At 64.5% G+C, this 25,625-nt stretch carries 30 protein-coding genes; 13 read left to right on the plus strand and 17 right to left on the minus strand.

Features of this window, described 5'->3' with window-relative positions:
• Positions 1-13 precede the first annotated feature (13 nt).
• The 3 genes from ACIBJI_RS09950 to ACIBJI_RS09960 all read left to right on the plus strand — a co-directional run bounded on the left by ACIBJI_RS09950 (position 14) and on the right by ACIBJI_RS09960 (position 2,670).
• Positions 14-1,114, plus strand: coding sequence for an LLM class flavin-dependent oxidoreductase (locus tag ACIBJI_RS09950; RefSeq protein ID WP_396955629.1), 1,101 nt, complete (start codon positions 14-16; stop codon positions 1,112-1,114).
• Between the two features lie 100 nt (positions 1,115-1,214).
• Positions 1,215-1,763: a YceI family protein gene (locus ACIBJI_RS09955; protein ID WP_364350541.1), complete on the plus strand. Its 549-nt coding sequence runs from the start codon at positions 1,215-1,217 to the stop codon at positions 1,761-1,763.
• A 58-nt stretch (positions 1,764-1,821) separates the two neighbouring features.
• Positions 1,822-2,670 (plus strand): NAD-dependent protein deacetylase, encoded by an 849-nt coding sequence (locus ACIBJI_RS09960; protein ID WP_364350538.1) that lies wholly within the window; start codon positions 1,822-1,824, stop codon positions 2,668-2,670.
• A 5-nt stretch (positions 2,671-2,675) separates the two neighbouring features.
• Here the strand turns inward: ACIBJI_RS09960 and ACIBJI_RS09965 are convergent, their stop codons facing one another.
• On the minus strand, positions 2,676-2,987 hold the full coding sequence (locus ACIBJI_RS09965) for a pyrimidine/purine nucleoside phosphorylase (protein ID WP_364350535.1): 312 nt from the start codon (positions 2,985-2,987) through the stop codon (positions 2,676-2,678).
• Between the two features lie 99 nt (positions 2,988-3,086).
• Between ACIBJI_RS09965 and ACIBJI_RS09970 the strand changes: the two genes are divergently transcribed.
• The 3 genes from ACIBJI_RS09970 (at position 3,087) to ACIBJI_RS09980 (ending at position 5,355) form a co-directional block, all read left to right on the plus strand.
• Positions 3,087-3,926, plus strand: a complete 840-nt coding sequence (locus ACIBJI_RS09970; protein ID WP_364350532.1) for a DUF72 domain-containing protein — start codon at positions 3,087-3,089, stop codon at positions 3,924-3,926.
• Positions 3,927-4,015: 89 nt separating this feature from the next.
• The gene (locus ACIBJI_RS09975) at positions 4,016-4,858 is read left to right on the plus strand and encodes an alpha/beta fold hydrolase (RefSeq protein WP_397083782.1); all 843 of its coding nucleotides are present in this window, start codon (positions 4,016-4,018) and stop codon (positions 4,856-4,858) included.
• A gap of 38 nt (positions 4,859-4,896) precedes the next feature.
• A complete protein-coding gene (locus ACIBJI_RS09980; protein WP_397083784.1) occupies positions 4,897-5,355 on the plus strand; it encodes an SRPBCC family protein in 459 nt (152 codons plus the stop codon).
• On the opposite strand, the gene ACIBJI_RS09985 is transcribed toward ACIBJI_RS09980, so the two are convergent.
• The 4 genes from ACIBJI_RS09985 to ACIBJI_RS10000 are packed head-to-tail and all read right to left on the minus strand — an operon-like array spanning position 5,356 to position 8,358.
• Complete coding sequence (locus ACIBJI_RS09985; RefSeq protein WP_397084230.1) at positions 5,356-5,985, minus strand: MBL fold metallo-hydrolase; 630 nt, start codon at positions 5,983-5,985, stop codon at positions 5,356-5,358.
• On the minus strand, positions 5,979-7,064 hold the full coding sequence (locus ACIBJI_RS09990) for an S-(hydroxymethyl)mycothiol dehydrogenase (protein WP_364350520.1): 1,086 nt from the start codon (positions 7,062-7,064) through the stop codon (positions 5,979-5,981). The genes ACIBJI_RS09985 and ACIBJI_RS09990 overlap by 7 nt, the downstream gene beginning before the upstream one ends.
• Before the next feature lie 8 nt (positions 7,065-7,072).
• Entirely contained in the window at positions 7,073-7,330 is a 258-nt protein-coding gene (locus tag ACIBJI_RS09995) for a hypothetical protein (protein ID WP_396955634.1), read from the minus strand.
• Positions 7,331-7,341: 11 nt separating this feature from the next.
• Positions 7,342-8,358 (minus strand): alpha/beta hydrolase, encoded by a 1,017-nt coding sequence (locus ACIBJI_RS10000; protein WP_396955635.1) that lies wholly within the window; start codon positions 8,356-8,358, stop codon positions 7,342-7,344.
• Between the two features lie 164 nt (positions 8,359-8,522).
• Between ACIBJI_RS10000 and ACIBJI_RS10005 the strand changes: the two genes are divergently transcribed.
• The 5 genes from ACIBJI_RS10005 to ACIBJI_RS10025 all read left to right on the plus strand — a co-directional run bounded on the left by ACIBJI_RS10005 (position 8,523) and on the right by ACIBJI_RS10025 (position 14,546).
• A complete protein-coding gene (locus ACIBJI_RS10005; protein ID WP_397083786.1) occupies positions 8,523-9,818 on the plus strand; it encodes an MFS transporter in 1,296 nt (431 codons plus the stop codon).
• Positions 9,819-9,886: 68 nt separating this feature from the next.
• Complete coding sequence (locus ACIBJI_RS10010; RefSeq protein WP_364350508.1) at positions 9,887-10,288, plus strand: nuclear transport factor 2 family protein; 402 nt, start codon at positions 9,887-9,889, stop codon at positions 10,286-10,288.
• A 539-nt stretch (positions 10,289-10,827) separates the two neighbouring features.
• Positions 10,828-12,402 carry a hypothetical protein gene (locus tag ACIBJI_RS10015; RefSeq protein WP_364350505.1) on the plus strand — a complete coding sequence of 525 codons (1,575 nt, stop codon included), beginning with the start codon at positions 10,828-10,830 and terminating at the stop codon, positions 12,400-12,402.
• 197 nt (positions 12,403-12,599) lie between these two features.
• On the plus strand, positions 12,600-13,901 hold the full coding sequence (locus ACIBJI_RS10020) for a glycosyltransferase 87 family protein (protein ID WP_397083788.1): 1,302 nt from the start codon (positions 12,600-12,602) through the stop codon (positions 13,899-13,901).
• A gap of 345 nt (positions 13,902-14,246) precedes the next feature.
• Entirely contained in the window at positions 14,247-14,546 is a 300-nt protein-coding gene (locus ACIBJI_RS10025) for a hypothetical protein (protein WP_364350499.1), read from the plus strand.
• Positions 14,547-14,787: 241 nt separating this feature from the next.
• Here the strand turns inward: ACIBJI_RS10025 and ACIBJI_RS10030 are convergent, their stop codons facing one another.
• Complete coding sequence (locus ACIBJI_RS10030) at positions 14,788-16,221, minus strand: cytosine permease (protein ID WP_364350496.1); 1,434 nt, start codon at positions 16,219-16,221, stop codon at positions 14,788-14,790.
• Between the two features lie 125 nt (positions 16,222-16,346).
• Here ACIBJI_RS10030 and hutC point away from each other — a divergent pair, with 125 nt between their 5' ends.
• The gene (hutC, locus tag ACIBJI_RS10035; protein ID WP_364350493.1) at positions 16,347-17,102 is read left to right on the plus strand and encodes a histidine utilization repressor; all 756 of its coding nucleotides are present in this window, start codon (positions 16,347-16,349) and stop codon (positions 17,100-17,102) included.
• A 334-nt stretch (positions 17,103-17,436) separates the two neighbouring features.
• Here the strand turns inward: hutC and ACIBJI_RS10040 are convergent, their stop codons facing one another.
• From ACIBJI_RS10040 to ACIBJI_RS10070, 7 genes are all read right to left on the minus strand, one after another.
• Positions 17,437-18,156, minus strand: a complete 720-nt coding sequence (locus ACIBJI_RS10040) for a Mut7-C RNAse domain-containing protein (RefSeq protein ID WP_364350490.1) — start codon at positions 18,154-18,156, stop codon at positions 17,437-17,439.
• A 43-nt stretch (positions 18,157-18,199) separates the two neighbouring features.
• On the minus strand, positions 18,200-18,808 hold the full coding sequence (locus ACIBJI_RS10045; protein WP_364350487.1) for a hypothetical protein: 609 nt from the start codon (positions 18,806-18,808) through the stop codon (positions 18,200-18,202).
• A gap of 3 nt (positions 18,809-18,811) precedes the next feature.
• Positions 18,812-19,315, minus strand: a complete 504-nt coding sequence (locus tag ACIBJI_RS10050; RefSeq protein ID WP_364350484.1) for a F0F1 ATP synthase subunit B — start codon at positions 19,313-19,315, stop codon at positions 18,812-18,814.
• Between the two features lie 6 nt (positions 19,316-19,321).
• A complete protein-coding gene (locus ACIBJI_RS10055; RefSeq protein WP_040687366.1) occupies positions 19,322-19,579 on the minus strand; it encodes a F0F1 ATP synthase subunit C in 258 nt (85 codons plus the stop codon).
• An 83-nt stretch (positions 19,580-19,662) separates the two neighbouring features.
• Positions 19,663-20,334, minus strand: a complete 672-nt coding sequence (atpB, locus tag ACIBJI_RS10060; RefSeq protein ID WP_364350681.1) for a F0F1 ATP synthase subunit A — start codon at positions 20,332-20,334, stop codon at positions 19,663-19,665.
• A 113-nt stretch (positions 20,335-20,447) separates the two neighbouring features.
• The gene (locus ACIBJI_RS10065; protein ID WP_364350480.1) at positions 20,448-20,852 is read right to left on the minus strand and encodes a hypothetical protein; all 405 of its coding nucleotides are present in this window, start codon (positions 20,850-20,852) and stop codon (positions 20,448-20,450) included.
• Between the two features lie 451 nt (positions 20,853-21,303).
• Positions 21,304-22,806, minus strand: coding sequence for an FAD-dependent monooxygenase (locus tag ACIBJI_RS10070; protein WP_364350477.1), 1,503 nt, complete (start codon positions 22,804-22,806; stop codon positions 21,304-21,306).
• Positions 22,807-22,898: 92 nt separating this feature from the next.
• Here ACIBJI_RS10070 and ACIBJI_RS10075 point away from each other — a divergent pair, with 92 nt between their 5' ends.
• Positions 22,899-23,540 carry a TetR/AcrR family transcriptional regulator C-terminal domain-containing protein gene (locus tag ACIBJI_RS10075; protein ID WP_397083792.1) on the plus strand — a complete coding sequence of 214 codons (642 nt, stop codon included), beginning with the start codon at positions 22,899-22,901 and terminating at the stop codon, positions 23,538-23,540.
• Positions 23,541-23,544: 4 nt separating this feature from the next.
• Here the strand turns inward: ACIBJI_RS10075 and ACIBJI_RS10080 are convergent, their stop codons facing one another.
• The 4 genes from ACIBJI_RS10080 to ACIBJI_RS10095 are packed head-to-tail and all read right to left on the minus strand — an operon-like array spanning position 23,545 to position 25,573.
• The gene (locus tag ACIBJI_RS10080) at positions 23,545-24,000 is read right to left on the minus strand and encodes a hypothetical protein (RefSeq protein ID WP_364350471.1); all 456 of its coding nucleotides are present in this window, start codon (positions 23,998-24,000) and stop codon (positions 23,545-23,547) included.
• 12 nt (positions 24,001-24,012) lie between these two features.
• The gene (locus tag ACIBJI_RS10085; protein WP_364350468.1) at positions 24,013-24,735 is read right to left on the minus strand and encodes a metallophosphoesterase; all 723 of its coding nucleotides are present in this window, start codon (positions 24,733-24,735) and stop codon (positions 24,013-24,015) included.
• Between the two features lie 22 nt (positions 24,736-24,757).
• Positions 24,758-25,009, minus strand: coding sequence for a BON domain-containing protein (locus ACIBJI_RS10090; protein ID WP_364350465.1), 252 nt, complete (start codon positions 25,007-25,009; stop codon positions 24,758-24,760).
• Entirely contained in the window at positions 25,010-25,573 is a 564-nt protein-coding gene (locus ACIBJI_RS10095; RefSeq protein WP_364350462.1) for a hypothetical protein, read from the minus strand.
• Between the last annotated feature and the right edge of the window lie 52 nt (positions 25,574-25,625).

Below are 25,625 nucleotides of genomic sequence, written 5' to 3' on the forward strand. Positions count from 1 at the left end.
GAGAGGAGGCGACGTGCAGTTCGGAATTTTCACCGTTGGCGACGTAACGGTCGACCCGACGACAGGTCGGGCCCCGACCGAGCACGAGCGCATCAAGGCGATGGTCGCGATCGCGCGCAAGGCCGAAGAGGTCGGCCTGGACGTATTCGCCACCGGCGAGCACCACAACCCGCCGTTCGTGCCATCGTCGCCGACCACGATGCTCGGCTATATCGCGGCGCAGACCGAGCGGTTGCAGCTGTCCACCGCGACGACACTCATCACCACCAACGATCCGGTGAAGATCGCCGAAGACTTCGCCATGCTGCAGCATCTGGCCGACGGTCGCGTCGATCTGATGCTCGGACGCGGCAATACCGGTCCGGTCTACCCCTGGTTCGGCAAGGACATTCGCGAAGGCATCCCGCTGGCCATCGAGAACTACCATCTGCTGCACCGGCTTTGGCGCGAGGACGTGGTCGACTGGGAGGGCCGATTCCGTACTCCGTTGCAGGCGTTCACCGCCACGCCGCGACCGCTGGACGGCGTAGCGCCGTTCGTCTGGCACGGGTCGATCCGCAGTCCGGAAATAGCCGAGCAGGCCGCCTATTACGGCGACGGCTTCTTCGCGAACAATATCTTCTGGCCGAAGGGCCACTTCCAGCGCCTGATCGAGCTGTATCGGCGCCGCTACGAGCATTACGGCCACGGCTCCGCCGACCAGGCCATTGTCGGCCTGGGCGGACAGGTGTTCATGCGCAAGAACTCTCAGGACGCGGTGCGCGAATTCCGGCCCTACTTCGATAACGCGCCGGTCTACGGCCACGGCCCGTCGCTCGAGGACTTCACCGAGCAGACGCCGCTGACCGTCGGCAGTCCACAGCAGGTCATCGAAAAGACCATGACCTTCCGGGAAAGCTTCGGCGACTATCAGCGACAGCTGTTCCTGATGGACCACGCGGGTCTACCGTTGAAAACGGTGCTCGAGCAACTCGAACTGCTCGGCGCGGAGGTAGTTCCGGTGCTGCGCAAGGAGTTCGACGCACTGCGTCCGGCTCATGTCCCGGATGCGCCGACTCATGCGTCATTGGTCGCCGCCCGGGATCGAGGCAAGGCCGTGGAGGTCGCGCAGTGACCTGATCCCCGGTGCAACGGCGCGCCGGTCCTGATCCCAGAACTGAATACCTGTTTCATATCCAAGTAATTGAAATCTCAACTACACGAGGAGACCGACAATGTCGACCACCACCGCAAAAGCCCTGACCGCAGGCACCTGGGTCATCGATACCGCTCACTCCACCCTCGGATTCACCGTGCGTCACCTGATGGTCAGCAAGGTTCGCGGTCGGTTCGCCGACTTCTCCGGCAAGCTGGTCATCAATGAAGACGGCACCGCCTCGGCCGAGGCCGAGATCGTGGTCGATTCGGTGACCACCGATAACGAGCAGCGCGACGCGCACCTGCGCACCGCCGACTTCTTCCACGCCGCCGACTTCCCGGTAGCCACCTTCAAGTCGACCGGATTCCGTGTCAATGGTGAGGATTTCGTGGTCGACGGTGAGTTCACCATCCGCGGCACCACCCGTCCGGTCTCCCTCGACGTCGAATTCCTCGGCGTCAACCCGGGCATGGGCCAGGGCCCGGTCGCCGGTTTCGAGGCCAAGACCGTCATCAACCGCCGCGACTTCGGCATCACCATTGATATGCCGCTGCCCGACGGCGGCGCGGTGATCGGCGACAAGATCACCCTCACCCTGGAGATCGAGGTCGGCCTGCAGGCCTGATCGGACCGCGTCGCCGCCCGGGGTTACCGATCGGGCGGCGACGCTTACTCTGAATTCCATGTCCGCTGATTCCGACGCATCCGCTGTCGAGCGCTTGTCCGGGCTGCTGGCGGGGCGGCGGGTCGCGGTGCTGACGGGGGCAGGGGTGTCCACCGACAGTGGGATTCCGGATTATCGGGGGCCGGGGTCGCCGGTGCGGACACCGATGACATATCAGCAGTTCGTGGGGGATACGGCATTTCGACAGCGGTACTGGGCGCGCAATCACATCGGGTGGCGGGCCATGGACGGGTCACGGCCGAATGCGGCGCATCGAGCGTTGGCACGGTTGGAGCGGGCCGGCATCGTCACCGGGTTGATTACGCAGAATGTCGATCTGCTGCATACGAAGGCGGGGCATCGCCAGGTCATCGATCTACACGGAACGTATGCGCGGGTGCGCTGCCTCGGCTGCGCCGCTTTGATTTCGCGGATGACCCTGGCCGAGCGGTTGGAGGCGGCCAATCCGGGTTTCGCCGCATCGGCGACAGCCACCGGGGTGGAGGTCGCGCCCGATGCGGACGCTGTGGTCGCAGATACCGTGAATTTCCGGATGGTGGACTGCGCGCGCTGCGGCGGCATGCTCAAACCGGACATCGTGTACTTCGGGGAGAACGTCCCCAAGGAGCGCGTCGCCGCCGCATTCGAAATGGTCGAGGCGGCCGACGCGCTGTTGGTTGCGGGATCGTCGTTGACGGTGATGTCCGGGCTGCGGTTCGTCCGATATGCGGCGAAACAGGGCAAGCCGGTCGTCATCGTGAATCGCGGCCGGACCCGAGGTGATGAACTCGCCGCGCTCACCGTCGGTGCCGGGTGCGCGGATGTGTTGACCGCGCTGGCAGATTCCCTGGGTGCGGTCCCCGTCTGAGCGGCTCAGCCGAAGTGGCAGACGTAGTGCACCGCCGAAAGCACCTCGATCTCGAATGAGCTGTTGCCCGGCACCGAGAACGATTCGCCGCCGCGGTAGGTCACGGCTTCGGTTTCACCAGCAAGGGTGACGTTGCACTCGCCCTGGATCAGCTCCATGATCTCCGGCTCGACCGTGTTGAACGTCAGAGTGGACGGCAGGATGACGCCGACCGACTTCGCGGTGCCATCGGCCAGCTCGATGCTGTGGCTGATGCACTTGCCGTCGAAGTACACATTGGCCTTCTTGGCCACACTGACGTTCTCGAACCGCGTCATGATCTCTTTCCCGAGGTGCTGGAGGTGCAGCCGTCAGCGTACGTGAACCCGCCTCGACCGCCCGGATGGGTGGCCGGTGGGTGCGTTAGCGTCGCTGTCATGCGGCTTCACGTGGGATGTGCGATGTGGACGCACGCGGCATGGCAGGAATATCAACCGGTTGCGGCCGAGCGGTTGCGGCACTACGCCTCGTGGTGCACTGCGGTGGAAGGCAATACGACGTTCTATGCGACGCCGACGCGCAACACTGTGGAGTCGTGGGCGAAGCAGACCGATCCCGACTTCCGATTCGTCATCAAACTGCCCAAGCCGATTACGCACGAGCGCAGGCTGCAGGGTGTGGAGGTCGAACTGCGCACTTTCCTGGATGCGATGCAGCCGCTCGGTCCGCGCATCCACGCACTGTGGGTGCAGTTGCCGGGCTCATTCGGACCGACCGATCTCGGGACGCTGGCCGGATTCCTGCGCACGTTGCCCGACTCGTACCGATCCGCCGTCGAGGTCCGTCATCCCGCGTTCTTCGAAAATGACAGCGCCGCAAGGCAATTGGAGCAGCTGCTCGCGCGCATAGGTGCCGAATGGGTGCCCTTCGACACCACTTTGCTTTTCGAAGGACCCGCCGAAAGCGCCGCGGAGGCCGAGGCGCGGGCGAAGAAACCGCGGGTGCCGCGCCGTACGCAAGCGCTCACCGAATTCCCGATCGTCCGCTATCACGGCCGCGATTCGGCCGAGCGCACGATTGCCGGCTGGCAGCCGTGGCTCGAGATCGTCGTCGCATGGCTGCACGAGGGCCGCTCACCAACGGTTTTCATCCACACCCCGGACAACGCCTCCTCCTTGCATCTCGCCCGCCGCTTCCACGACGAGGTGCGCGCCCGCCTGCCCGAACTCGAGCCGCTGCCCGACCCCATTCCGACCGAGCCGATGACCTTATTCTGAAATATCTCGAATAAATAACAATCCCGAATGTGCGCTCGGCTAGAATGGAGGTGTTGCCGCATTAGTGCCGAGCACGATGGAGGAAACCGATGAGCCACGCCACCGCGCAGTCCACATCCTTCACCCTGCACGGCGGGGCGGGCACACTGGCCGCCTGGGAATCCGTGCCGCCGCACGACGTCGAGATGCGTGGCACGGTCCTATTGGTCCCCGGCTTCGCCGGCTCCAAAGAGGACTTCGAGGCCATGCTGCCGATTCTGTCCGCAGCCGGATTCCGTTGTGTCGCTTACGATCAGCGCGGGCAGTGGCGGTCCGACGGTCCCGATGACGTATCCGAATACACGATGGCCGGTTTCGCCGACGATCTGATCATCGTCGCCGACCAGATCTCGAATGACACACCGATTCACCTGGTGGGCCAGGGGTTCGGCGGCTATGTCGCCCGTGCCGCACTTGCCGCGCATCCGGACCGCTTCCGCAGCCTCACCCTGCTCGCATCCGGTCCGTCCTCGGCCTCCGGTATCAACTTCGCGCCACCACAATTGGTCGCCCGACTCATCGAAAGCGGTGGCCAGCAAGCGCTGTGGGAGCAGATGAGTAGGGCTGTGGCGGCGCTGGTTCCGCCCGCCGAACTCGAATTCCTGCGCAACCGCATCTTCACCACCAAGAAGGCGAATTTGGTCGGCATCATGCGGGTCATGGAGGGCCCGGCCGACTGTACCGCCGCGCTGCGCGCCACCGGCCTGCCGATTCTCGTCGCCTATGGCAACTCCGGTGATCTGTGGCCGCCGAGCGTGCACGAACGCTATGCCGAGGAATTGGGTGCGCGTACCGCGGTTTACGACGGTGTCGGACACCTGCCGAATGAGGAGCGCTCGGCCCGCGTCTGCGCCGACCTGGTCGCCTTCTGGACCGATATCGATCCGCACTGAGCGGACCTGTCTGAGAAGGCGCCTGCTAGCGTGCAGGCATGCACGATAGCGTGACGGTTCGAATGGCAGCACCCGCAGACAAGATCTGGGGGTTGGTCAGCGATATCACGAATACCGGGAAGTTCTCACCGGAGACCTTCGACACCGAATGGCTCGGTGGGGCAACGGCTCCCGCCGTCGGCGTCAAGTTCCGCGGGCACGTCAACCGCAATGGCTGGGGGCTGACGTATTGGACCGTCTGCCGGATCGTCGCGTGCGAGCCCGGACGTGAGTTCGCATTCACCGTGCTCGGACCGCGCGGGACGGCGGTCAATACCTGGCGCTACCGGTTCACGCCCGTGGAGGGGGGCACCGACGTGACCGAATCGTTCCAGTTGAACGAAAACAACCTCCCGCTGCGCCTCTACTGGCGGGTGGCCGGGCGCGCCCGCGGTAAGACGAACCGGGACGGCATGCGTCAAACCCTCGAGCGCATCAAGGCATACGTCGAGCAGTAATCAGTGCCCGCGGGCTATCCAGTCGGCGAGTGCGGGTTTTTCGGTGCCGATGGTGGTGCCGTCGCCGTGGCCGGTGTGGACCGTGGTTTCCTCCGGGAGGGTCAGCAGGCGGTCTCGGATGGATTCGATGATGGTGCCGAAGTCGGAGAACGAGCGGCCGGTGGCGCCGGGGCCGCCGTTGAACAGGGTGTCGCCCGTGAACAGGGCGGTGGCCTCGGGCAGGTAGAGCGAGACCGAGCCGGGGGAGTGACCGGGTGTGTGCAGGACCTCGATATCGGTGCCCGCCACGGTGATTCGCTGAATATCGGCCAGTGATTGGTAGTCGACGTATGGGTGGGTCATCCGCCAGAGCGGATCGTCGCCGGGGTGGAGCAGGATCTGGGCGTCGAGGCGTTTCGCGAGTTCCGGTGCGACGGTGACGTGGTCGTTGTGACCGTGGGTGCAGACGACCGCGCCGACATTGCGGTTGCCGACGGCTTCGATGATCGCGTCGGCATCATGGGCCGCGTCGACGATGAGCACCTCGGTATCGTCGCCGATCAGCCACACATTGTTGTCGACATCCCAGGTGCCGCCGTCGAGTGAGAAGGTGCCGGAGGTGACGACGCGATCGATGCGCAGGCTCACCAGACCACCACCGAACGCAGCACCTCACCGGCATGCATTGCGGAGAAGGCCTTTTCGACCTGGTCCAGGGCGATGCGCTCGGTGACGAAGCGCTCCAATGGCAATCGGCCCTGCAGGTACAGATCGACCAGCATCGGGAAATCGCGTTCGGGCAGACTGTCGCCGTACCAGGAGGATTTCAGCGCGCCGCCATGGGAGAACAGGTCGATCAGCGGCATATCGATGGTCATATCCGGGGTCGGGACGCCGACCAGCACGACGGTGCCCGCAAGATCGCGTCCGTAGAAGGCCTGCTTCCAAGTCTCCGGGCGTCCGACCGCGTCGATGACTACATCCGCGCCGAAACCGTCGGTGTATTGCTGGATCTGCTCGACGACGTCGGTCTCGGTCGCATCGATTGTGTGGGTCGCACCGAATTCCGTTGCCCAGCTGAGCTTCTGGGGATCACGGTCGATCGCGATAATGGTCCGCGCACCCGCCAGTCGCGCACCGGCGATGGCGGCATCGCCGACACCGCCGCAGCCGATGACCGCGACCGTATCGCCGCGCGACACATTGCCGGTATTCATTGCGGCGCCGAGACCGGCCATGACGCCGCAGCCGAGCAGTCCGGCGACGGCCGGGTCGGCAGCCGGGTCGACTTTCGTGCACTGACCCTCGTGCACCAGCGTCTTATCCGCGAATGCGCCGATGCCGAGGGCCGGGCTGAGTTCGGTGCCGTCGGCGAGGGTCATCTTCTTGCTCGCATTGTGGCTGGCGAAGCAGTACCACGGGCGGCCACGCTTACACGCCCGACATTCACCGCACACCGCGCGCCAGTTCAGAATGACGAAATCGCCCGCGACAACATGGGTTACCGCATCCCCGACGGTCTCCACGATGCCCGCCGCCTCATGCCCGAGCAGGAACGGGAACTCGTCGTTGATACCGCCCTCGCGATAGTGCAGATCGGTATGGCACACCCCACAGGACTGGATGCGCACCACGACATCGTGCGGCCCGGGATCCGGGATCACGATATCGACGAGCTCGACCGGTGCGCCCTTACTACGGGCAACCACGCCACGCACGGTTTCGGACACAAATCCTCCTAGATGTCGCCGAGTGCCCCATAAGTATCGCCGTTGTCGATTGCCGAGGTATAAGAGATCGTCGGGCAGTATGCGAAAAGGTTTTGTGCTGCGTGAGCGAGCGTCAGAGCTCGGAAGTCTCGCCGGCCGAGTGTGCGGACCCCGTCGGTTTCGTAGTCGGCCGCCAAGGCGACGATGACGGCGTCGGCGAGGTCGAGACGCAAGGACGGGTACAGCCTGCGGACAGCGTTCGCCTGGTCGAGTACGTCGGGCGTCACACTCAGGGGGTTCAGGCGCCGAGTCCATTAGCGAGAACCGGCCAGGAATCCTTCAGTGCGTGTTCCCAGTAACCCCATGAGTGGGTGCCGGTGGGTTCGAGGTCGTAGGTGGCGGGAATACCGAGCTGATTCAGCCTGGTCCGCATGTTGCGGGTGCACCAAGCGGTCGACCCTTCGATCGCACCGCCCATCGTCACCTGCAGGGGCAACCCACCCTCTGCCCAGCTCTGGGTATGCGGATCGGTGGGATTGTCGTACGGCCCGGGCAGTCCACTCCCCGCCGAGAGGTACAAATTCAGCCCGCGCAGGGCTTCGGCATTGACATACGGATCGTTTGCTGCCCACATCGGATCCTGCGGCGGTCCATACATATTCACCGGATCACCGCCGCCCTTGCGCACCGACAGCGCGACGAACGCCTGCCCGACCGGATCACTGATCTGCGCGCACCCGCTGAATGCGCCGACGGATCGGTACAACCCGGGATTCGAAATCGCCAGTGACAGCACCGAGGTACCCGAAGTGGAGATCCCCGCAATGGCATTGCGCCCATTGGTGCCCAACGCAGCGTCGATCAACGGCGGCAATTCCCGAGTCAGATACGTCTGCCACTTGTTGACCCCCAACACAGGGTCCGCCACTCGCCAATCGGCGTAATAGCTGTAGGCCCCACCGAGCGGTTGCACCACATTGACGTTCTTATCCCCGAAAAACCCCATGACATCGGTCTTCGTACCCCATGTCGCGCCATCCTCCCCACCATCGACCCCGGCCAGCAGATACAACGTCGGCCGTGGCGCCCCGGTATCCGCAGGCCGCTGCACCTGCACCGAAAACTCCCGTCCCATCGCCCCCGAATACACCGTCAACGTGAGATGCCGATCATCCCGAACCCGGATGTTGGTAATCCTCGACCCATCCCCGGTCACCACCGATCCCGGTGTCGCGTACGAACGAGGTCCTGCCAGAACGGATCCGAGCACAATGGCGGCGACAACCGAGGCCAATCGAAGACCACCAACACCCATCGACTACCAACCTCTCCCGGCTCGGCCTTTCCCGATGTCACGCCTGTCTGCGACAGTAGCCGGGCGGCCGGTAGGTCGACTGCCGGGTCCGCCCGTCGCTGCACATTCGTATCGCCGGGCCTGGGAAGTTGACTCCAGGGTGGACGCGGGTCGAGAGTTCGCGAATGGATGGAACGCCCGAGGTGTCCCGCGCGACGTTGCGCAAGGTCACGATTCGACTGGTGCCCTTTCTCGGGCTGCTGTATTTCATCAACTACCTGGACCGGGTCAATATCGGATTCGCCGGGCCCAGCGGTATGAAAACGGATCTCGGTCTGACCGAGACGGCCTTCGGTTTCGCCTCCGGCATCTTCTTCATCGGCTATCTCGTACTCGAGGTGCCGAGCAATCTGGCGCTGCACCGGTTCGGCGCCCGCCGCTGGATCGCCAGAATCATGGTGAGTTGGGGTGTGGTCGCCACCGTCATGGCATTCGTGCCCAACGAAACCTGGCTCTATATCCTGCGATTCACCCTCGGCGTGGTGGAGGCCGGATTCTTTCCCGGCATCCTGCTGTATCTCACCTACTGGTTTCCGCAGACCCAGCGCGCGAAGATCGTCGCATTGTTCATGACGGCGGTGCCGATTTCGACCGCCTTGGGCTCGACGGTATCGAGCCTGATCATCCAGTACGGCGACGGCGTCTTCGGCCTCAGCGGCTGGCGATTCATGTTCCTGGTCGAGGGCGTGCCCGCGATCGTGCTGGCGGTGGTCACCTGGTTCTTCCTCACCGACCGTCCCACACAGGCCAAGTGGCTGTCCGAGGCCGAAAGAGATTGGCTGACCCGCGAACTCGACAAAGAGCAGGCCGCGCGGGTCGAACACTGGACGGTGCGCAAGGCGCTCACCCATCCCCGCGTACTCGGCCTCGCCTTCATCTACGGCGGCATCGTCTACGGCCTGTACGCGCTCGGATTCTTCCTGCCCACCATCATCAACGGCTTCCAACAGCAGTACGGCACCCACTATTCGGTGGTGCAGCGCGGGCTCATCAATGCGGTGCCCTACGTGATCGGCGCCGTCGTGATGGTGCTGTGGAGCAGGCACGGCGACCGAACCGGAGAGCGGGCCTGGCATGTCGCACTACCCGCGTTGGTGGGTGGGCTCGCCATCCCGGCGGCACTGTATCTGGGCAACCCGTTCGCCGCCATGGTCGCGGTCACCGTCTGCGCCGTCGGAGTGCTCGCCGCGCTGCCCACCTTCTGGGCGCTGCCGAGCAGCTTCCTCTCCGGTGCGGCCGCGGCGGGCGGTATCGCCCTGATCAACTCCATCGGCAATATCAGCGGATTCGTCGCACCGTATGTCACGGGTGCGCTGAAGGACCTCACCGGTACCCAGCGAGCCGGACTGTGGGTCGTCGGCCTCGCCATGATCGGCTCGGCCGCGGGCGTACTCGCATTGCGATCCCGCATCCGCGACTGACGAGTTGTGCCACGGATCACCGTCTGCCGCCTCTGGTCGATATGGAACGATCACTCTAATATGAGGATATGAGCAACCGAGACGTAGTCGAAAAGTTCTATAAAGCAACGCAATCGGGGGATCCCGCAGGCATCCTCGATGCGCTGCATCCGCGCTTCCAGGGGTGGGTGGCCCCGGGGATGCCCAGCGTGACCGTCACGCAGGCACAAAGCCCTGAGGCGGCGCTCGCAGGTATTTGGCAGCCGGTGTTCCGCGAATACGAGATCGCGCCCTTCGCCGAGGAATGGTTCGACGCACACCCGGACACCGTGATTGTCACCGGCCACTACCGCGGCACCGCGCGCGCCACCGGCAAGCATGTGGCCGCCGAATTCGCCCACATCTGGCATATCGCCGACGAAAAGCTCCTCGTACTGCACCAATACACCGACACCTGGCACTGGCACGAGGCGCTGTCGGACGCGGCCTGAACCAATTCCGACGACGGCCGTCCAGGGGATGGCTGCATGTCAACGGATCTCGCCGCATTCGTTCGCGGCCTGCCCAAGGCCGATTGCATCTGCATCTGGAGGGACGCTGGAGTCGGAGTTGAAGTTCCGACTGGCGCAACGCAAGGGCATCGAACTGCCCTCTACGTCGCGGCGCATCGCCCGAGCGGATCCGAAATCGCCTGACCTATCGACCAGTTGGCGACGACACGCCCGAATGTGTCGACACCCCTTGGGGAAACCGACTGGTTGGCTGTTTTGCCGGCGGCGAGCAGTCGTGCCGCAGCTAGTCCGGGCCGGTGAACCGTACGTTCATTGCGCCGCGAGCGGCGTTCGCGAGTGCCGAATCGTCGTTAAATCGAAACTTCGCATGCGTGTGTCGCGCGCGGCGCGCCGGAGGACAACCCACCGGCGGCAAATTGACAGTTTCGCTGGCAACGGTGAATCGACTATGAATGTCTGGTGCCGTTCCCACGCGTGATCACTTGTCTGCCGTCGAATCTCTCCCGCGGGGAGTCGAATTGACCATCGAGCATCATCCCGTCGAGGACGAGGTCGGACAGCTCGCGAGAAGGGTCGAGCGGGCCCGGGGTCGACTGGCCTACCAGTTCGATCCCGCGCTTACCGAGGCGCTCTCCGAGGACGAACTGGTCGCCGAGCGTGAGCTAGCGGAGAAGATTCGCGGCGAGGATCGCGCGCAGCGATGGAAACAGGTTCAGGCCGCGGCCTCCGCGGCCGACCGCGCCAGGCAGACCACGGAAGCGATCGAGAAGGCCGACATCAGAGATCTATTGGTAGCCCGCAAGGCAATTGCGGCACAGCGGCGAGAGTCCAGCCCGCATGCCAAATTGGCGTCGCTGTACCGGCACCGGGGATGGTCACTGCGCGCGCTGGCGGGCGTGGTGGCGGCGGGCATGCTGTGGTCCGCGGTCAATGTGCAGCACAACATCGCGCCGGGCGGACCGGGCGATCCGCTGTACTGGTTCAGCTACCTCATCGAGGCGATGATCAGCGTCTGCTTGATCATCATCATGGTCGGCACCAATAAGGTCGCCGAATGGGGCGTGATCGACAACCGCCGACAGGTCGCCGCGGCCGAAATCGCCCTGCTGTCACTGACTGTCACCCTCAACACCTACCCCTACCTGCGCGACGGGGAATGGTACGAGACCGGTGTGCACGCGGTCGCGCCGGTGATGATCGGTGTCGCCCTGCTCATTCACGACGCGGCCAGCGCACGCTACGGCCTGGCCATCTACCGGGCCACCGAGCAGGTCCGCGAGTTGCCCGATCCGGCCGAACAACTCAAGCAGACGATGCCATCGATCGCGTCCTATCGCGCGAATACCCAGGCGGCCCTGGTGGCGCCGGGTGCGGAGAAGGAGTCCGCGGAACACGGGGTGCTGACGGCTGCCGAAAGTGCCGAACAGGACGCCGAACTGGCAGCCGACGAGATCGTGGAGGCCGAAGCGGTGGAGGTCGAGGAGTCGACCGACAGGGAAAGCGCTGCCGCGCAAGAGGGCTCGGACGCACCCGAGAAGCGTCCCGCGCCGACCAACGGTCAGGCGCCGGACAATGCGGAGCCTCAGCAGCGGCCCGCTCCGGCGAAGACCGAGAACCGCGCCGCTGTCGTCAAGGAGCCGACCGCGCCGGTGGCCGCGAAGCCGGTGGTCCCGAAGAACAACCCCTTCGCACCGCCCGAGCCGGAACCGATCGCCGAGACCAAGCCCGTCGCGAAGGCCGAGAGCCCAGCGCAGCCCGCCAAGGCGCCCGCGCGCAAGGCCGCCCCGGTGAGCCAGGACAAGCCCGCCGCGGAGAGCAAGCCGTCGGTCGTGTCGGCACTGCGCAGGGGCAACGGGTCGAGCGCGGCCACGGCGCGCAAGCCCAGTTCGCTCGAGGGCCGCAAGGACAGCAGGACGACCGAGAACTCGCGCGGCAAGGGCAACGCCCCCGCCGAGCCGGATTCGCACCTGCAGGTGGTTCGCACGCCCGATATCCACGACACCGGGCAGTTCCGCATCGCCGAGATGCTCGAACAAGAACTTGCCGAACTACAGGCGGAGCGCAGGCGGGCCAGGGCCAGCCGGCAACGATGACCCCGCCGCTTGCTTGCCCCGGCACTTCGGGGCATGATGCAGGCGCGGGTCATTAGGTACGGTAAAAACTGGCTATCGCCGTAGTGCAGCAGGTGCGGGACGAAGGGATGGATCGGTCGTCGTGATGAGGTCTTATCACCCAACAGGATCCTGTACCTCGAATCCTGCGACGGTGTTGCCTCGGTCGTAGCGGATCGGTGCGAGACACCCGGAAGCTGGAGTTTCCGCGTACGGGACCAGCGATATACCTGCTCGCCGGGAGCGCCCTGCTGTCGGCGATCCTGCTCTTCACCACCATCGATCCCTTCCTGGACAAGGGCGGGTTCCTGGTCGGCGGCTTGGACGTGCACATCTATCGGGACGGTGCGTGGCGCATCGTGCACGATATTCCGCTGTACACCGAGCCGACCATGCGCGGCCTGCTGTACACCTACACGCCGTTCTCCACCATCGCGTTCGTGCCGATCTACATGGTGCCGTGGGGGTACGTCACGAACACCTGGCTCGCGGTCAACCTCTCGGTACTCATCGCCTGTGTGCTGCTCAGCTGGCGGCTGCTGGGCTATCGGATCACGACTCGGCTGGTAGTGGTCAGCGTGCTGATCGCGGCGACCTGCGTATTCATCGAGCCGGTCCGACAGACGCTCTACTTCGGCCAGATCAACCTGGTGCTCATGCTGCTGGTGCTGTTGGACGCGCTGCGCGAGGACCGAAGCAAACTGCGTGGCCTCGGCGTCGGACTCGCGGCGGGTATCAAACTCACCCCGATCTACTTCGTCGCCTACTTCGCCGTCCTGCGGCAGTGGCGCGCGGCGCTTACCGCATTCGTCACCTTCCTCGCCTCGATCGCCTTCGCCTGGGTCATCCTGCCCACCGATTCCCGGCAGTACTGGACCTCGACGTTCTTCCAATCCAACCGGATCGCGGCCGACAACCACCCGTCCAACCAGTCCATCCGCGGTGTCATCGCGCACCTGCTCGGCGGTCCCGCGCCGGTGTGGTTGTGGTTGCTCATCGCGATCTCGGTCGCGATCGCCAGCCTGACCGTCACGACGGCGCTGTATCAGCGTGGTGAGCGGCTGCTGTCGATCACCCTGGCCGGTCTCACGGCGTGTGCGGTGTCGCCGTTCTCCTGGGGCCACCACTGGGTGTGGTTCGTGCCGCTGTTCGTCTTCCTCGTGCATAAAGGGCTGGACAACTGGCGCTGGTGGGTGGCGGCGGCGGTGCTGTTCACCGTGACCGCCGCGTGGACGTACCACTGGAGCAAGACCTGGGTGTCGATCGGAGTGTTCCTGCTGCCGCCGTGGTGGCCGATCACCAAGGTCTTGATCAACGGCTACGTCATCGAATTCCTCATCGTCCTGATCGCGGCGTGGATACACCTGCGCAGGGACGGTTGGTCGGCGCTCAGCGAGCACTCGGCCGAGCGTTCGATCCGGTTCCCGCTCCCGCGCCGTCGCAACTCGGACTCCCCTTCGTGCCCAACGCCTTCCCCCTGACCAATCCCGGAAGCCGGTAGCGCGGGCCAGGTTTCCGGAGTGCCGGCGCTGGATGGAGATCGGGCCGCGGCATGGGAACCGCGCCGGAAACTCGTTTGCTGTGGCCGAAATCAGGCAGGCGTTCAGTGTGGCGGCACAGGCGGCCGCCCCACCATACCGACGATGCGGCTAGGTCCTTTGCGATCTCTTTACCTGCGGATTCCCTTCGGTTTCCACCCGAAAACGGACTCTTGCCGGGCGGGTCGGCCGGAGTTACGGTTGCTTCCTGCGTCGCGAAGCAATCGGTCACCAACCGGTTGCTGAAGCCGCACGAACATTTCGCTCTAGGGCTGGAGGGTTCCCGCTATGACGAAGAAGAAGGCTCAGCCCAACCCGATGTTCGCGGTGACCATGGTCAATGCCATCCATCAGGATGTCGATGGTTACGGGGACAGATGGGTAGCCACCGTCGACCACGGGAATATGCGGGCCGACTGGATCGCCGAAGCCGTTGCCAAGGACGCGCGTACGGTCCGGATCTGGTGCGACGACTGCGGCAACAGCGTCCATCTGTGTGCGGAAATCCGGGATTACCTGCCCCACGACGTGCGCAAGTCGCTGGCCGACGCCTGGGAGCACTACCACCCGACGCACCACGCGTCGTAGGTCGGGGTCGCGAAAACAGCGGTCGCTCGATCGAATTCGAGCACCCGATCCAACCGGCGACGCAGCGAAACGCCGTGGCTTGATCCCGGTCACCCTGGGACGTGGGCCCCGGCCCTGTTGCGGGTCGGGGCGGTCGGCCTTTCAGGACAACTCGGTTGGCACGGGTATGCGGCTGCCGCTCATGCTCTTCGAATGCCGCGCGGTCGCGATGGAACTCGCAAAAGTTCCCGAGTGATCGTTCTCAGGACACCGGAGCATCCACGGTGTCCGTGGGATTGATCATCCGGTCCGGCGGATTGCTCGTGCGACGTGCGAGCGGGTAGTAGATGGCCGCCGTGAAGACGATGCCGACGATCCAGGAGATATCCGCGCCGCCGAGCATATCGGTGATCGGGCCGGTGTAGAGCTTCTGTGCGAGGAACGGGATCTGGGCGAGAATGCCGAGGGTGTAGCAGGCCAGGGCGGTGACGTTCCAGCGTCCGTAGCGGCCGTCCGGATTGTAGAGCGCCGGGATGTCGATGCGCTCGCGTGAGATCAGGTAGTAGTCGATCAGGTTGATCGCGCTCCATGGCGTGAACACCATCAGCAGGACGAGCACGAAGTTCTTGAAGTTATTGAGGAAGTCGGCGCTGGCCCCGATGGCGATCAGCATCGACACCACGGTGAAGCCCACGATATAGGCCGTTCGCGTGGCCTGGGTGGTGCGCGACTGACCGCTGAACGCGGTCACCGAGGTAAGGATCGACATGAACCCGCCGTAGGCGTTGAGACAGTTCACCGTGAGCTTGCCGACCACGATCACCAGGTAGATCAGCAGCGCGATCGCGGATGGGCCCGCGAGATCGCCGATGAATCCGACTTGATTGCCCAGGAACGCTTTTCCGGCGACGGCGGCCACCAGCGCGCCGAGCGTCATCGCCCACTGCGACCCGAGCACGCTGCCCGCGAAGGTGGACCAGAAGGTGGTCCGCGCACTGGTCGTGCGGGGCAGATAGCGCGAATAGTCCGCGACGTACGGTCCGAAGGTCAGCTGCCATCCGGCACCGAGGGAGACCGCGAGGACGAAGGTGACGATGTCGAAGGATTTGGTACCGACGTAGGCGCTGACGTCGTATTCGGCGAACAGGCGGATCGTCAGGTAGGTGAAGCCGATAGTGCCGACCACGGTGGCGATTCGCCCGATGACGTGGATCAGCCGGTAGCCGGTCACTGCGACCACGGCCGTGAGCGCACCGAAGACGAGAATGCCGATGTTCGAATTGTCTACGTGCAGAATCTTGTTCACCGCCTGACCGGCCAAAACCGTTCCGGTCGCGGCAAAACCGAGATACATCACGATTACGAGCAATAGCGGCATCACCGCACCGAGGACGCCGAATTGCGCTCGGCTGGAGATCATTTGCGGCAGCCCGAGCCGCGGACCCTGCGCCGAATGCAGCGCCATGACTATGCCGCCGAGAATATTGCCGAGCAGCAAACCGAGGATCGCCCACAGCGCATCGGCGCCGAATACCACCGCGAGCGCACCGTCGACGATGGCGGTGATCTGCATATTCGCCCCGAACCACAGGGTGAATTGATTGCGCGCGGTGCCGTGGCGTTCGGCATCCGGAATTACTTCGATGGTGCGGCGCTCGATCTGCAGTCCGGCGTCGAATTCGTCGTTGTGCGGCATGGATCCGCCTTCCCTCAGGAGAAGGGCAGCTGGGGCAGCCTGCCCAGATGCATAGTCCTGTATATACAAGTGACTGTCAACCGGAACGGCTAAGGTTGCGGCCAGGCTAGTGAGAGGTGGTGGCGATGGCCCGCCCGGTGGGCGATGCAGATCTGGCGGTCTTGTTCGCGGCGTCCGGACCCGATACGGCACCGGCGTACGAGCGGATCAAGACCCTGATCCGGATGCAGATCGGCGCCGGACGCTGGGTCGCTGGGGATCAGCTTCCGTCGGAGCATCAGCTGGTCGACGCGCTCGGTATCTCCCGCATGACGGTCAACCGGGCGCTGCGTGAGTTGGCCGCAGCCGGTGTGGTCGTTCGGATGATGGGGGTCGGCACCTTCGTCGCGCCCGCGAAGGTGGCATCGCCGCTGTTCGAGGTGCGCAATATCGCCGATGAGATCCAGCAGCGCGGCCACCGGCACCGCACCGAGGTCATCTTCCTGCGCAGCGACCCCCTCGACGCCGCCAACCCACTGCTCGACGATTGGCCGACCGATTCGGTATTCCATTCGATGCTGGTGCATTTCGACGACGAGGTGCCGATCCAGGTGGAGGACCGCTACGTCAACCCCGCCGCCGCACCCGGCTACCTCGACCAGAATTTCACCGCGATAACCCCGAACCGGTACCTCAGCGAGGTGGCACCGCTGGTACGCGGCGAACATGTCGTCGAGGCGGTGCAGGGCAGTCAGGAGGACTGCCGACTACTGCGCATCCGCCGCACCGAACCCTGCCTCCAGATCCGCCGCCGCACCTGGTCTGCCAGTGCGCTGGTGAGCGTGGCCCGCCTGGTCCATCCCGGCTCCCGCAGCCGCCTCGAAGGCGCTTTTGGAGCCTGATCCAGCTGGGCGAGAACGGCTCCCGCGCATTGATCGGCGCGCCACGCACGTTTTGGCCCACGATTCCGTGCGCGGCGTAAAGAAAGGTGCGGGGTGTACGGAAGGTACCTGGCGTGGGCGCCCTGCCCCGGCTCCCGAGGCCGCCTCGAAGGTGCATTCGGAGCGTGATCCGGCTGGGCGAGGACGGGTCCCGCGCATTGGTCGGCGCGCCACGCACGTTTTCGTCCACGATTCCGTGCGCGGCGTGAAGAGAGATGCGTGGCGTGTGGCAGGTGCCTGGCGCGCGAGGGTTCGTGGTGAGCGAAGGTGCCGCGCGAAGGTGCGTGGCGATGCTTCAGGTGCCGAAGCGGAGGGCGTGGGTGACGATCGCGTCGAGACGCGCGTGATGCGCACCCTTCCAATAGGTTCGGCCACAGTCGACGCACTGTGCGAACGCGTCGTAGGTGCGTTCGGTCTCGTTCGGGAGTTGCCCGCGCAGGGTCCGCTTATCGGTCACGCGCAGGGGGCCGTTGCAGGCCGTACAGCGGGTCCATGGCGCAAGGGGCGGTGCGAAACGCGATAGCACGTCGTCGAGCTGTTCGACGGGGCGATGACTGTAAATGTAGGCGCCAGCGAAGATTTCGCGTCGACGCAGCAGTCCGCGGTCGCGCGAGAGCAGGATGCGATGTTCGGTCGCCGAGCGCGTGGCGAGTGCGGCATCACCGATATCCGGATTCTCGTAGGCGGTGTCGACGCCGAGCAGCCGCAGCCGTCGCGCCAAAGTGCCGAGGTGGATGTCCAGCAGGAAGCGCAGCGGTTCGTCGAATCGCTGCGGACGCACCACCGCGCGCACCGACACCGCTTCGCCATCGGCGGGCTTATACGCCGGGCTCGTCGACCGACCGTCGACCAGCAGTCTGCCCACCTCGGTTAGCGGCACGCCGAGCGCTTCCACGATATGTCCGAGCGTCGACACGCTGTCGATCCGCACGGCAGAGCGACCGTCCCGCTGTGCGGCCGCGACGAACAGCCGCAATTCGGGCGCGAAATCGATCGTGATCTGCGCGGTGCTCACGCGGCCAGCATGCCAGGGCATGCGGTCCGGCGACCACCCGGTTTTACAATGCCCAGGGCTGGGCGCGGCGTCGGACCGGCGGTTCCGCGTTAGCCATGGCCTCGAGGTCCTCGAGGAATTTGTCGATGCTGTCGGCGGCCACGTGGGTGGCGCCGATCTCGTAGCGCACCTTTTCCTCGGTGCTGTCCATGACCGTGGTGATCAGCTCTTCCTTCAGATCGCGGATGAGCTGGGTGCGCATCTGGGCGATCTGATCGCGGCCCTGGCTGCGGACCCGTGCGACCTCGGCATCGGCGAATTCGCGCATCTTGGCGATGATGCGTTCGGCGTCGGCACGCGCATCCTCACGGATGTGCTCGAGTTCGGCCTGGGCGTCGGTGACCGCATTGTCGTAGGCACGTTTGGCCTCGACGAGGCGGTCGGCCGCCTGCTGGTTATCCTCGATCTGTTTCTGAATATTGTTCTGCGCCTTGGCCATCAGCCGTTTCACCGGCGGTGCCACCCATTTGACGATGACGAAGATGATGACCGCGAAACCGAAGAGCTGGCTGAAGAAGATCGGCCAGTCGAAGGTGATGTGGAAGATGCCCGAATCCTCGGACCCGGCTGCGTGGATTGCCCCTTCGGCAAGGATGCCGCTGTTGAGGTTCATTGGCTACGCTCGTCCTGACTGATGGCCGGCGCTGGAGCCGGCGTGCCGATCCTTGATGCCGAGCACTCGATCGGCCAATGTCTCGGCGAGCGGTTCGACAGCCTCACGCAGCTCCGCGGCCACCTGGTCCGCCTGAGCCCGCAGTTCCGTCGCGGATTCCGCGACGATCCTGTCGGCCTCGCCCTGCGCCTCACTTCGCAACTGCTCGAGGATAACTCGGCCCTCGGCCCTTGCCTGGTTCCTGATCTCGACCGCCTCACTGCGCGCCTGCGCGACGGCCGCCTGGTATTTCGCTTCGGCGTCGGCGAACAAGGCTTTGGCTTCCTTGTTGTCGACCGCGGTCTCCGCGACTCTCGTCTCGCGTTCCGCCAATACCTTGCGTATCGGCGGAACGACGAACAGCCACATGACCCCGAGCACGATCAGGAAGATCAACAGCTCGGCGAAGAATGTGCCGTTGGGGATCAGGAAGTTCCCCTCGGCCACAACATCCGTTCGCGGAGTCATACTTAATTACTTACCTGGAGTAGCGAATACGAAAAGCGCCATGAACGCTAGATTGATGAAGTACGCCGCCTCGACCAGACCGACGGTCAGGAAGAAGTTACCGCGGAGGCGACCTTCGGCTTCCGGCTGACGGGCAACGCCGTTGATCAACGCGGCGCCGGCGAGTCCGTCACCGATTCCCGCGCCGATGGCGCCACCGCCCATAATGATGCCGCCGCCGATGAGCGCGCCCTGGACGATGGCTGCCGTTGTTGCGTCTGCCATTTTTCACTTCCTGTTCTTTACTGAGCTCGATCGGCGGCGCCGATCTGTCGTTGTTTAGAGCGACCCGAAAGTAGTCGCCAGGGCTAGTGTTCGTGCTCCAGCGACATCGATTGACTGAAGTAGAGGACGGTCAACAGCGAGAAGATGAATGCCTGGATGGCTCCGACGAACAGATCGAAGAGTTTCCAGACGGCATTCGGCCCCCAGCTGATCCAGAACGGGAACAGTGCGATCACCGAGACCATCACGCCGCCCGCGAACATGTTGCCGAACAATCGAAGCGACAGCGAGAGCGGTTTAGCGACTTCCTCGATGACATTGATGAAAACCATCGGGCCCCATCCGGTGTGGCCCTTCAGCAACTGCTTGGCGTGCCCACCGGGGCCGCGCCGATACACGCCCGCACCCTGGTACATGAAGAAAACGAACAGTGCCAGCGCGTATACGAAATTGACATCCGAGGCGGGCGGTGCGATCAATTCACCGTGTCCGTACTGCACCGGCAGCACCGACAACCAGTTCGACAACAGGATGTAGATGAACAGCGTGACGGCCAATGGCAGCGCGAACGGCGCGACCTTCATGCCGATGGCGCTTTCCACCTGGTTGCGCATCTGGACCGTGACGGTCTCGAAGAACAACTGCACGCCGTTGGGTACGCCCGAAGTCAGCTTCGCCCGCAGGTAGAACGCCAGACCGAGCACGATCGCCGCCGCGATGGCGGTCGAGATGATCGTGTCGACATTGAAGTCCATACCCCACAGATGCGCGACCGCGTGTTCGCCGACCTTGATTTTCGGCTCTTCGGCGGGCGCTTCCTCCGCGAGGACGGGAAGCGCCGACTGGGCGATGAAGGCGAGTTGATTCGTCATGATTGCTGGCGAAGCTCCTTCACTTCAGGCAAGACGGTGACCAACACCAGAATCACTTGAAAGGCAGCCAGGCCGAAGAAGATTCCGATGCCGTGCGGCCTTGCCAGGAAACCCACTGCGAGCGAACCGCCGGTTATTGCGATCAGTCGAGTTGCCGAGGAGAGGTACAACCCCTGTTTCCTCGGTTTCTCGGCGTCGGCGACCCGGTTGACCGTCAATCTGGTCAGTTGTGCATTCACCCAACCGAGTCCGAGTCCGATGCAGATGAACAGGCCGAGCAGCAGCCGGTCGAGTGGACCGGTAGCTGCCAGGGTCAACACGCCGACGCCGATCGCGAAGACAGTCGCACGGCGCATTCGGAGTGCGTTGACATCCACTGCGACACCGCCTTCGCCGGTCATCCCACCTCGTAGTGGGGTCTTAATTGATCGATAGCATACACATTAACAACCCTTTTGGAAGGCAACGTTTTTGATCTTTCTCGGGCGAGATTTCGGACGATGTCCATTGGGCGACAGTGTCACACGGGGGACGGCAAGTGCAATCAGTGCTCTCGGCCGCGCCGAGTTGAATCGGACAAAACGGTCATTGGGTCGACTGTCGCTATTTCCCGGTTTATTCGATCAGCGTGCATAACTTTGGTCATGTCTTTGTAAAGGAATTACAAAGAGACGACCGATACTCCGAGCTGGCGTCGGCGTACGGCATCGAATCGCGTGTTCGCCGCGATATCACGGTATCGCGTCCTAGCGGCAACTGTTGATTGCTGGCGCGCTGCCCCTGGTGGCGGTGGCTCGAGTGCCGTTGAGGCCGGTGGTGCGGATGCGCGGTGGGTCGAGTTGGTGGGCAGGGTCATCGACCAGTTGAGCCGCCAGTGGATTCGGTGCCGCCGACCCAGGTGCCGAGTGCTTCGGTCAAGCCCGCGGTGGTGGCTTCGCCGGCAGCCCATGCGACGTAGCCGTCGGGGCGCAGCAGGACGGCGGCGGGGGCTTGGATCGCCCCGAAACCAGGGATGGCCCAATGCTCGGCGCGGCCGACAGCGCTGATGATCTCGACCCGGTCCTGCCATTCCGGGACCGCAGGAACGTCGTTTCCATTGAGCACCAGCAGGACCGGGCGGCCCGCGCGCAGCAGCTCGTGTACCCGAGTGTCGCCGTCGGCGGTGGTGAGGTCGGCATCCGGGACGCGGCGGCCGACGAGCGGGTGCTCGCCCTTGATGTCGTAGCGGATATCGAGTGCGGTGATCATCAGGCCGAGGCGGTGGCGTACCTGATCCATATCGATCAGATCGCTCATGATGTCGCGCAATGCGTCGGTGTGCGGGCCGGGTCGTCCGAGTGCGGTCTGGGCGCGGGTGTTGTGCAGGACGCGGGTGGCGATGGGGTGTCGCTCGGATTCATAGGTGTCGAGGAGTTCGTCGGATGCGTTGCCGCGCAGGGTGGCGGCGAGTTTCCAGCCGAGATTCATCGCATCCTGCAGTCCCAGATTCTGGCCCTGACCGCCCGCGGGGTAGTGGATGTGCGCCGCATCCCCGGCCAGGAATACCCGGCCCACGCGGTAGCGGTCGGCCTGGCGGGCGGCATCGCCGTAATGCGAGATCCAGCGCGGGCTGTGCATACCGAAGTCGGTGCCCGCGATCTCGGTGAAGTTGGCGCGGAAGTCCTCGAAGCTCAGTTCGGTGCCGCGCTCCAGGACGAGGTCGTGGCGCTGCACCATCAGTCGGTACCAGCCGGGCTCGAATTGCACCGCGGAGAAATCGCCCGCACCGGCGCGGTGTCCGAAGAAGGGCTGTGTGGGCGGATCTGCCAGTTCGACATCGGCAAGCATGCCCGTTACGGTCGCGTCGGTGCCGACGTAGTCGATGCCCGCCAGCTTGCGCACCGCGCTGCGGCCACCGTCGCAGCCGACCAGGTAGGCCGCGCGAATCCGGCGGGGATTCGGACCGCCGATCTCCACCTCGACACCCGATGCGTCCTGCTGGAAGCCGATAACGGGTGACCCCCACTGCACGATCGCACCGAGTTCGGTTGCTTGCCGGTCGAGTTCGCGTTCGATCACCGACTGCAGCACGGCGAGGGTGAACGGGTAGCGGGTATTGAAGTCGCTGAAATCCAGGGGCAGGCCACCGAAATGCCCGGCCTGCATTACGCGGCCGAGCGGGAGCAACTCGTCGAGCAGGCCGCGCTGATCGAGGATTTCCATGGTGCGGGCGTGGATGCCGCCCGCCCGCGATTCGCCGGTGCGCGCCGCAAGTCCATCGACGACCGCGACATCTGCACCGGCCAGGCGCAGTTCGTAGGCCAGCATCAGCCCGGTCGGTCCGGCCCCGGCGATCACCACATCGGTCGTTTCCATGTCGGTCTCCTTAACATTGTTAAGCGATTTAACGTTGTTAAGGAGAACAGAACATTGTTAAGCTGTCAAGCGTCGGACAGCAGGAGGTGACAGTGAAGATCGATGCGACGGTGATCGCCGAGGCAGCGTTGGGTTTGCTCGACGAGGTCGGTCTCGACGGACTGACCATGCGGAAGGTGGCCGCGGCCCTGGATGTGCAGGCACCCGCCCTGTACTGGCATGTCAAGAACAAGCGCGAACTGCTCGATGCGATGGCCCGGCGGGTATTCGTTTCCGCTGTCGACGGGATCGAGGCGCCGCGGCAGGGCGAGGACTGGCAGGACTGGGTGGTGGCGGTGGCCGGGCGGTTGCGCCGGTCGATGCTGCGGTATCGGGACGGGGCGAAGGTGCTGGCCGGAACCTATGTCAGCGACGAAGCCATGTGGCGCACCGTGGAACTGACGTTGCGCACGCTCGAGGACGCGGGTTTCGCGCTGGTGGATGCCGAGCGGGTGTTTCCGACACTGCTGCACTACACGATCGGATTCGTTATAGAGGAACAGGCGCAATCCGGCGCGGAGTACGCCGATGGCAATCCCTACGATCCCGCGCGGGTGGCGCAGTCCGTCGATGCCGAGCGCTTTCCGCGGACGGCCCGGATGGTGGCCGAGCTGTTCGACGCCGATACAGATGTGGAATACGAGCGCGGACTGCGGGTCATCCTGGCCGGAATCCGCGCCACGCTATCGTCATAGCCGCTCAGCGGCCGAAGCCTGCGAGCCCGTCGGCGAGGGTGCTGATATTCAGTGCGTCGAGCACCTTTTGCCGGACGTCCGGACATTGGGTGGTCGTGATGCGATCGACGATCGCCCGGTCCTTCAGGACGGTGTCATTGAGGCCGCCGTTGCGGGCCGCCCAATCGTGCACTGTGCCGTTGAAGCCGAGCTTGCCGAGCTGGGCACCCTCGGTGCGCCACCGGTCGACCTCTGGTTCGAGCATGTCGCACAGCTGTTTTGCCGCTGTCGGGGTGATCTCGTCCGGATTGGGCACCTGTGCGGAACTGCCGGGGGAGGAGAAGGTGATGGTGATATTCGGGTGGGAGGTCGGGGTGGCGGGCACCGCCGGGTCCAGGGGGCCGTTGCCGCCGCAGGCGGCGAGCAGGGCAGCCGCCACGGTCGCCGCGGTCAGCGTGGCGATGGATCCGATCGAGGGCATCGGTACTCCTTATTATTCTTTTGTTTCCGGCTTCAGCTCGTAGACGACATAGGCGGTGCGCACCACCGGTAAGGCCACATTGCGTACCCGGATGCCGCCCGGTGTGGTGCCGCGTTCGATACCCGCATGCGCATGCCCGTGGATCGCGAGGTCGGCGTGCTGGTCATCGATGGTTTCGCCGAGCAGATAGGACCCGAGGAACGGGTAGATTTCGCGCGGTTCGCCGTGCAGGGTGTCGCTTATGGGGGAGTAGTGGGTCAGCGCGATGGTGATATCGGTGTGCAGGCCCGCCAGCGCTTCGCGCAGCATCTCCGCGAGGTCGACGGAGTGCGCGGCGAATTCACGCATCACGCGTTCGCCGAAGACGCTCGCGCATTTACCCGCGAAGCCACCGCCGAAGCCCTTAGTGCCCGCGATGCCGAGGGTGTGTCCATCGACCGCGAATTTCGTCGCGGTGCCCTCCAGTACGGTGATGCCGTGATCAGTGAGCTCGGCGGTGATCTCGTGCTGTGCGTCGCTGTGATGGTCGTGATTGCCGAGCACCGCGACGACCGGAACACCGAGATCGGCGAATTCCGCGGCCACGACGCGGCCCTCCTCGATCGTGCCGTGCCGGGTGAGATCACCGGCTAGCAGCAGCACATCGGCGCGGTCGGACAGTTCCGCCAGCGCCGGGCGCAGTTCGCCGCCCGACTCGGCGCCGAGATGGACGTCACCGATTGCCGCGATCCGCATCTGCCGCCCTCCTTTTCCGGTGTCAGTCCGCCAGCGCCTCGGCGGCCCCCGGCGCGCATGGCGGCGTGACGTGCACGTCGTTGTGGATGCGGGCGCGTGGAAGCTGTTCGCGCACCACGTTTTCCATCTGCAGCTTGCGTTCGATACTGCTCACCTCGCCGCCGAGGACGACGACATCGCCACGGATGGTCACCTGTACACCGAGTTCGGCGGTGCGCGGATCCTCTGCCAGCGCCCGGCGCAGATGTGCGACCAGATATTGCGGTTGTTCCATTCACACCACCCGCTTCGACTCGATTATTCCGAGATCGTCCAGCAGCCCGAGGAAGGCTCGGGCATACGGCGAAACGTCGGTTTCCTTGCGCACCCGTTCCCACTCCACCTGTTCGCGTAGATCGCGTGCGATCGTCAGCAGCGGGCTCAGGTCCAGTCGGTGCGCGTCGAAGACCAGCAATTTGTCGATCATCAGGTCGCTCGCGCTGATCACCGGCGCCATCGTCGGGCCGATGCGCATCATGTCGGCTCGATCGAGTAATTCGTCGGTGACTGGTCGATTGTTCGGCCGGTAGATCAGGTCGATGAGGACACCGCCGTCATAGACCTTGGTCAGCCAGTCCTCGGGCGGATCGGCGACCCGCAAGCCGCCGCGGGTCAGCGCGCTGCGGGCCTCTGACAGGTCGGCGGGTTTGATGAAGATGTCGACATCGTGCTCGGATGCGGGCCCGCCGCGCGCGTACACCGCGCAACCCCCCGCGACCGCGAAGCGGATATCGGCATCCACCAGCGTATTCACCGCGCGGGTGAGCGCGTGGAGTAATTGGTCGATCGTCGGGACCATATGTGCGCCATACCCGCGCTCGGTTCGGCTAATCGCGTCTTTCTCGTGTTCG

The sequence above is a fragment of the Nocardia sp. NPDC050408 genome, assembly GCF_044458905.1.
GTDB lineage: Bacteria > Actinomycetota > Actinomycetes > Mycobacteriales > Mycobacteriaceae > Nocardia.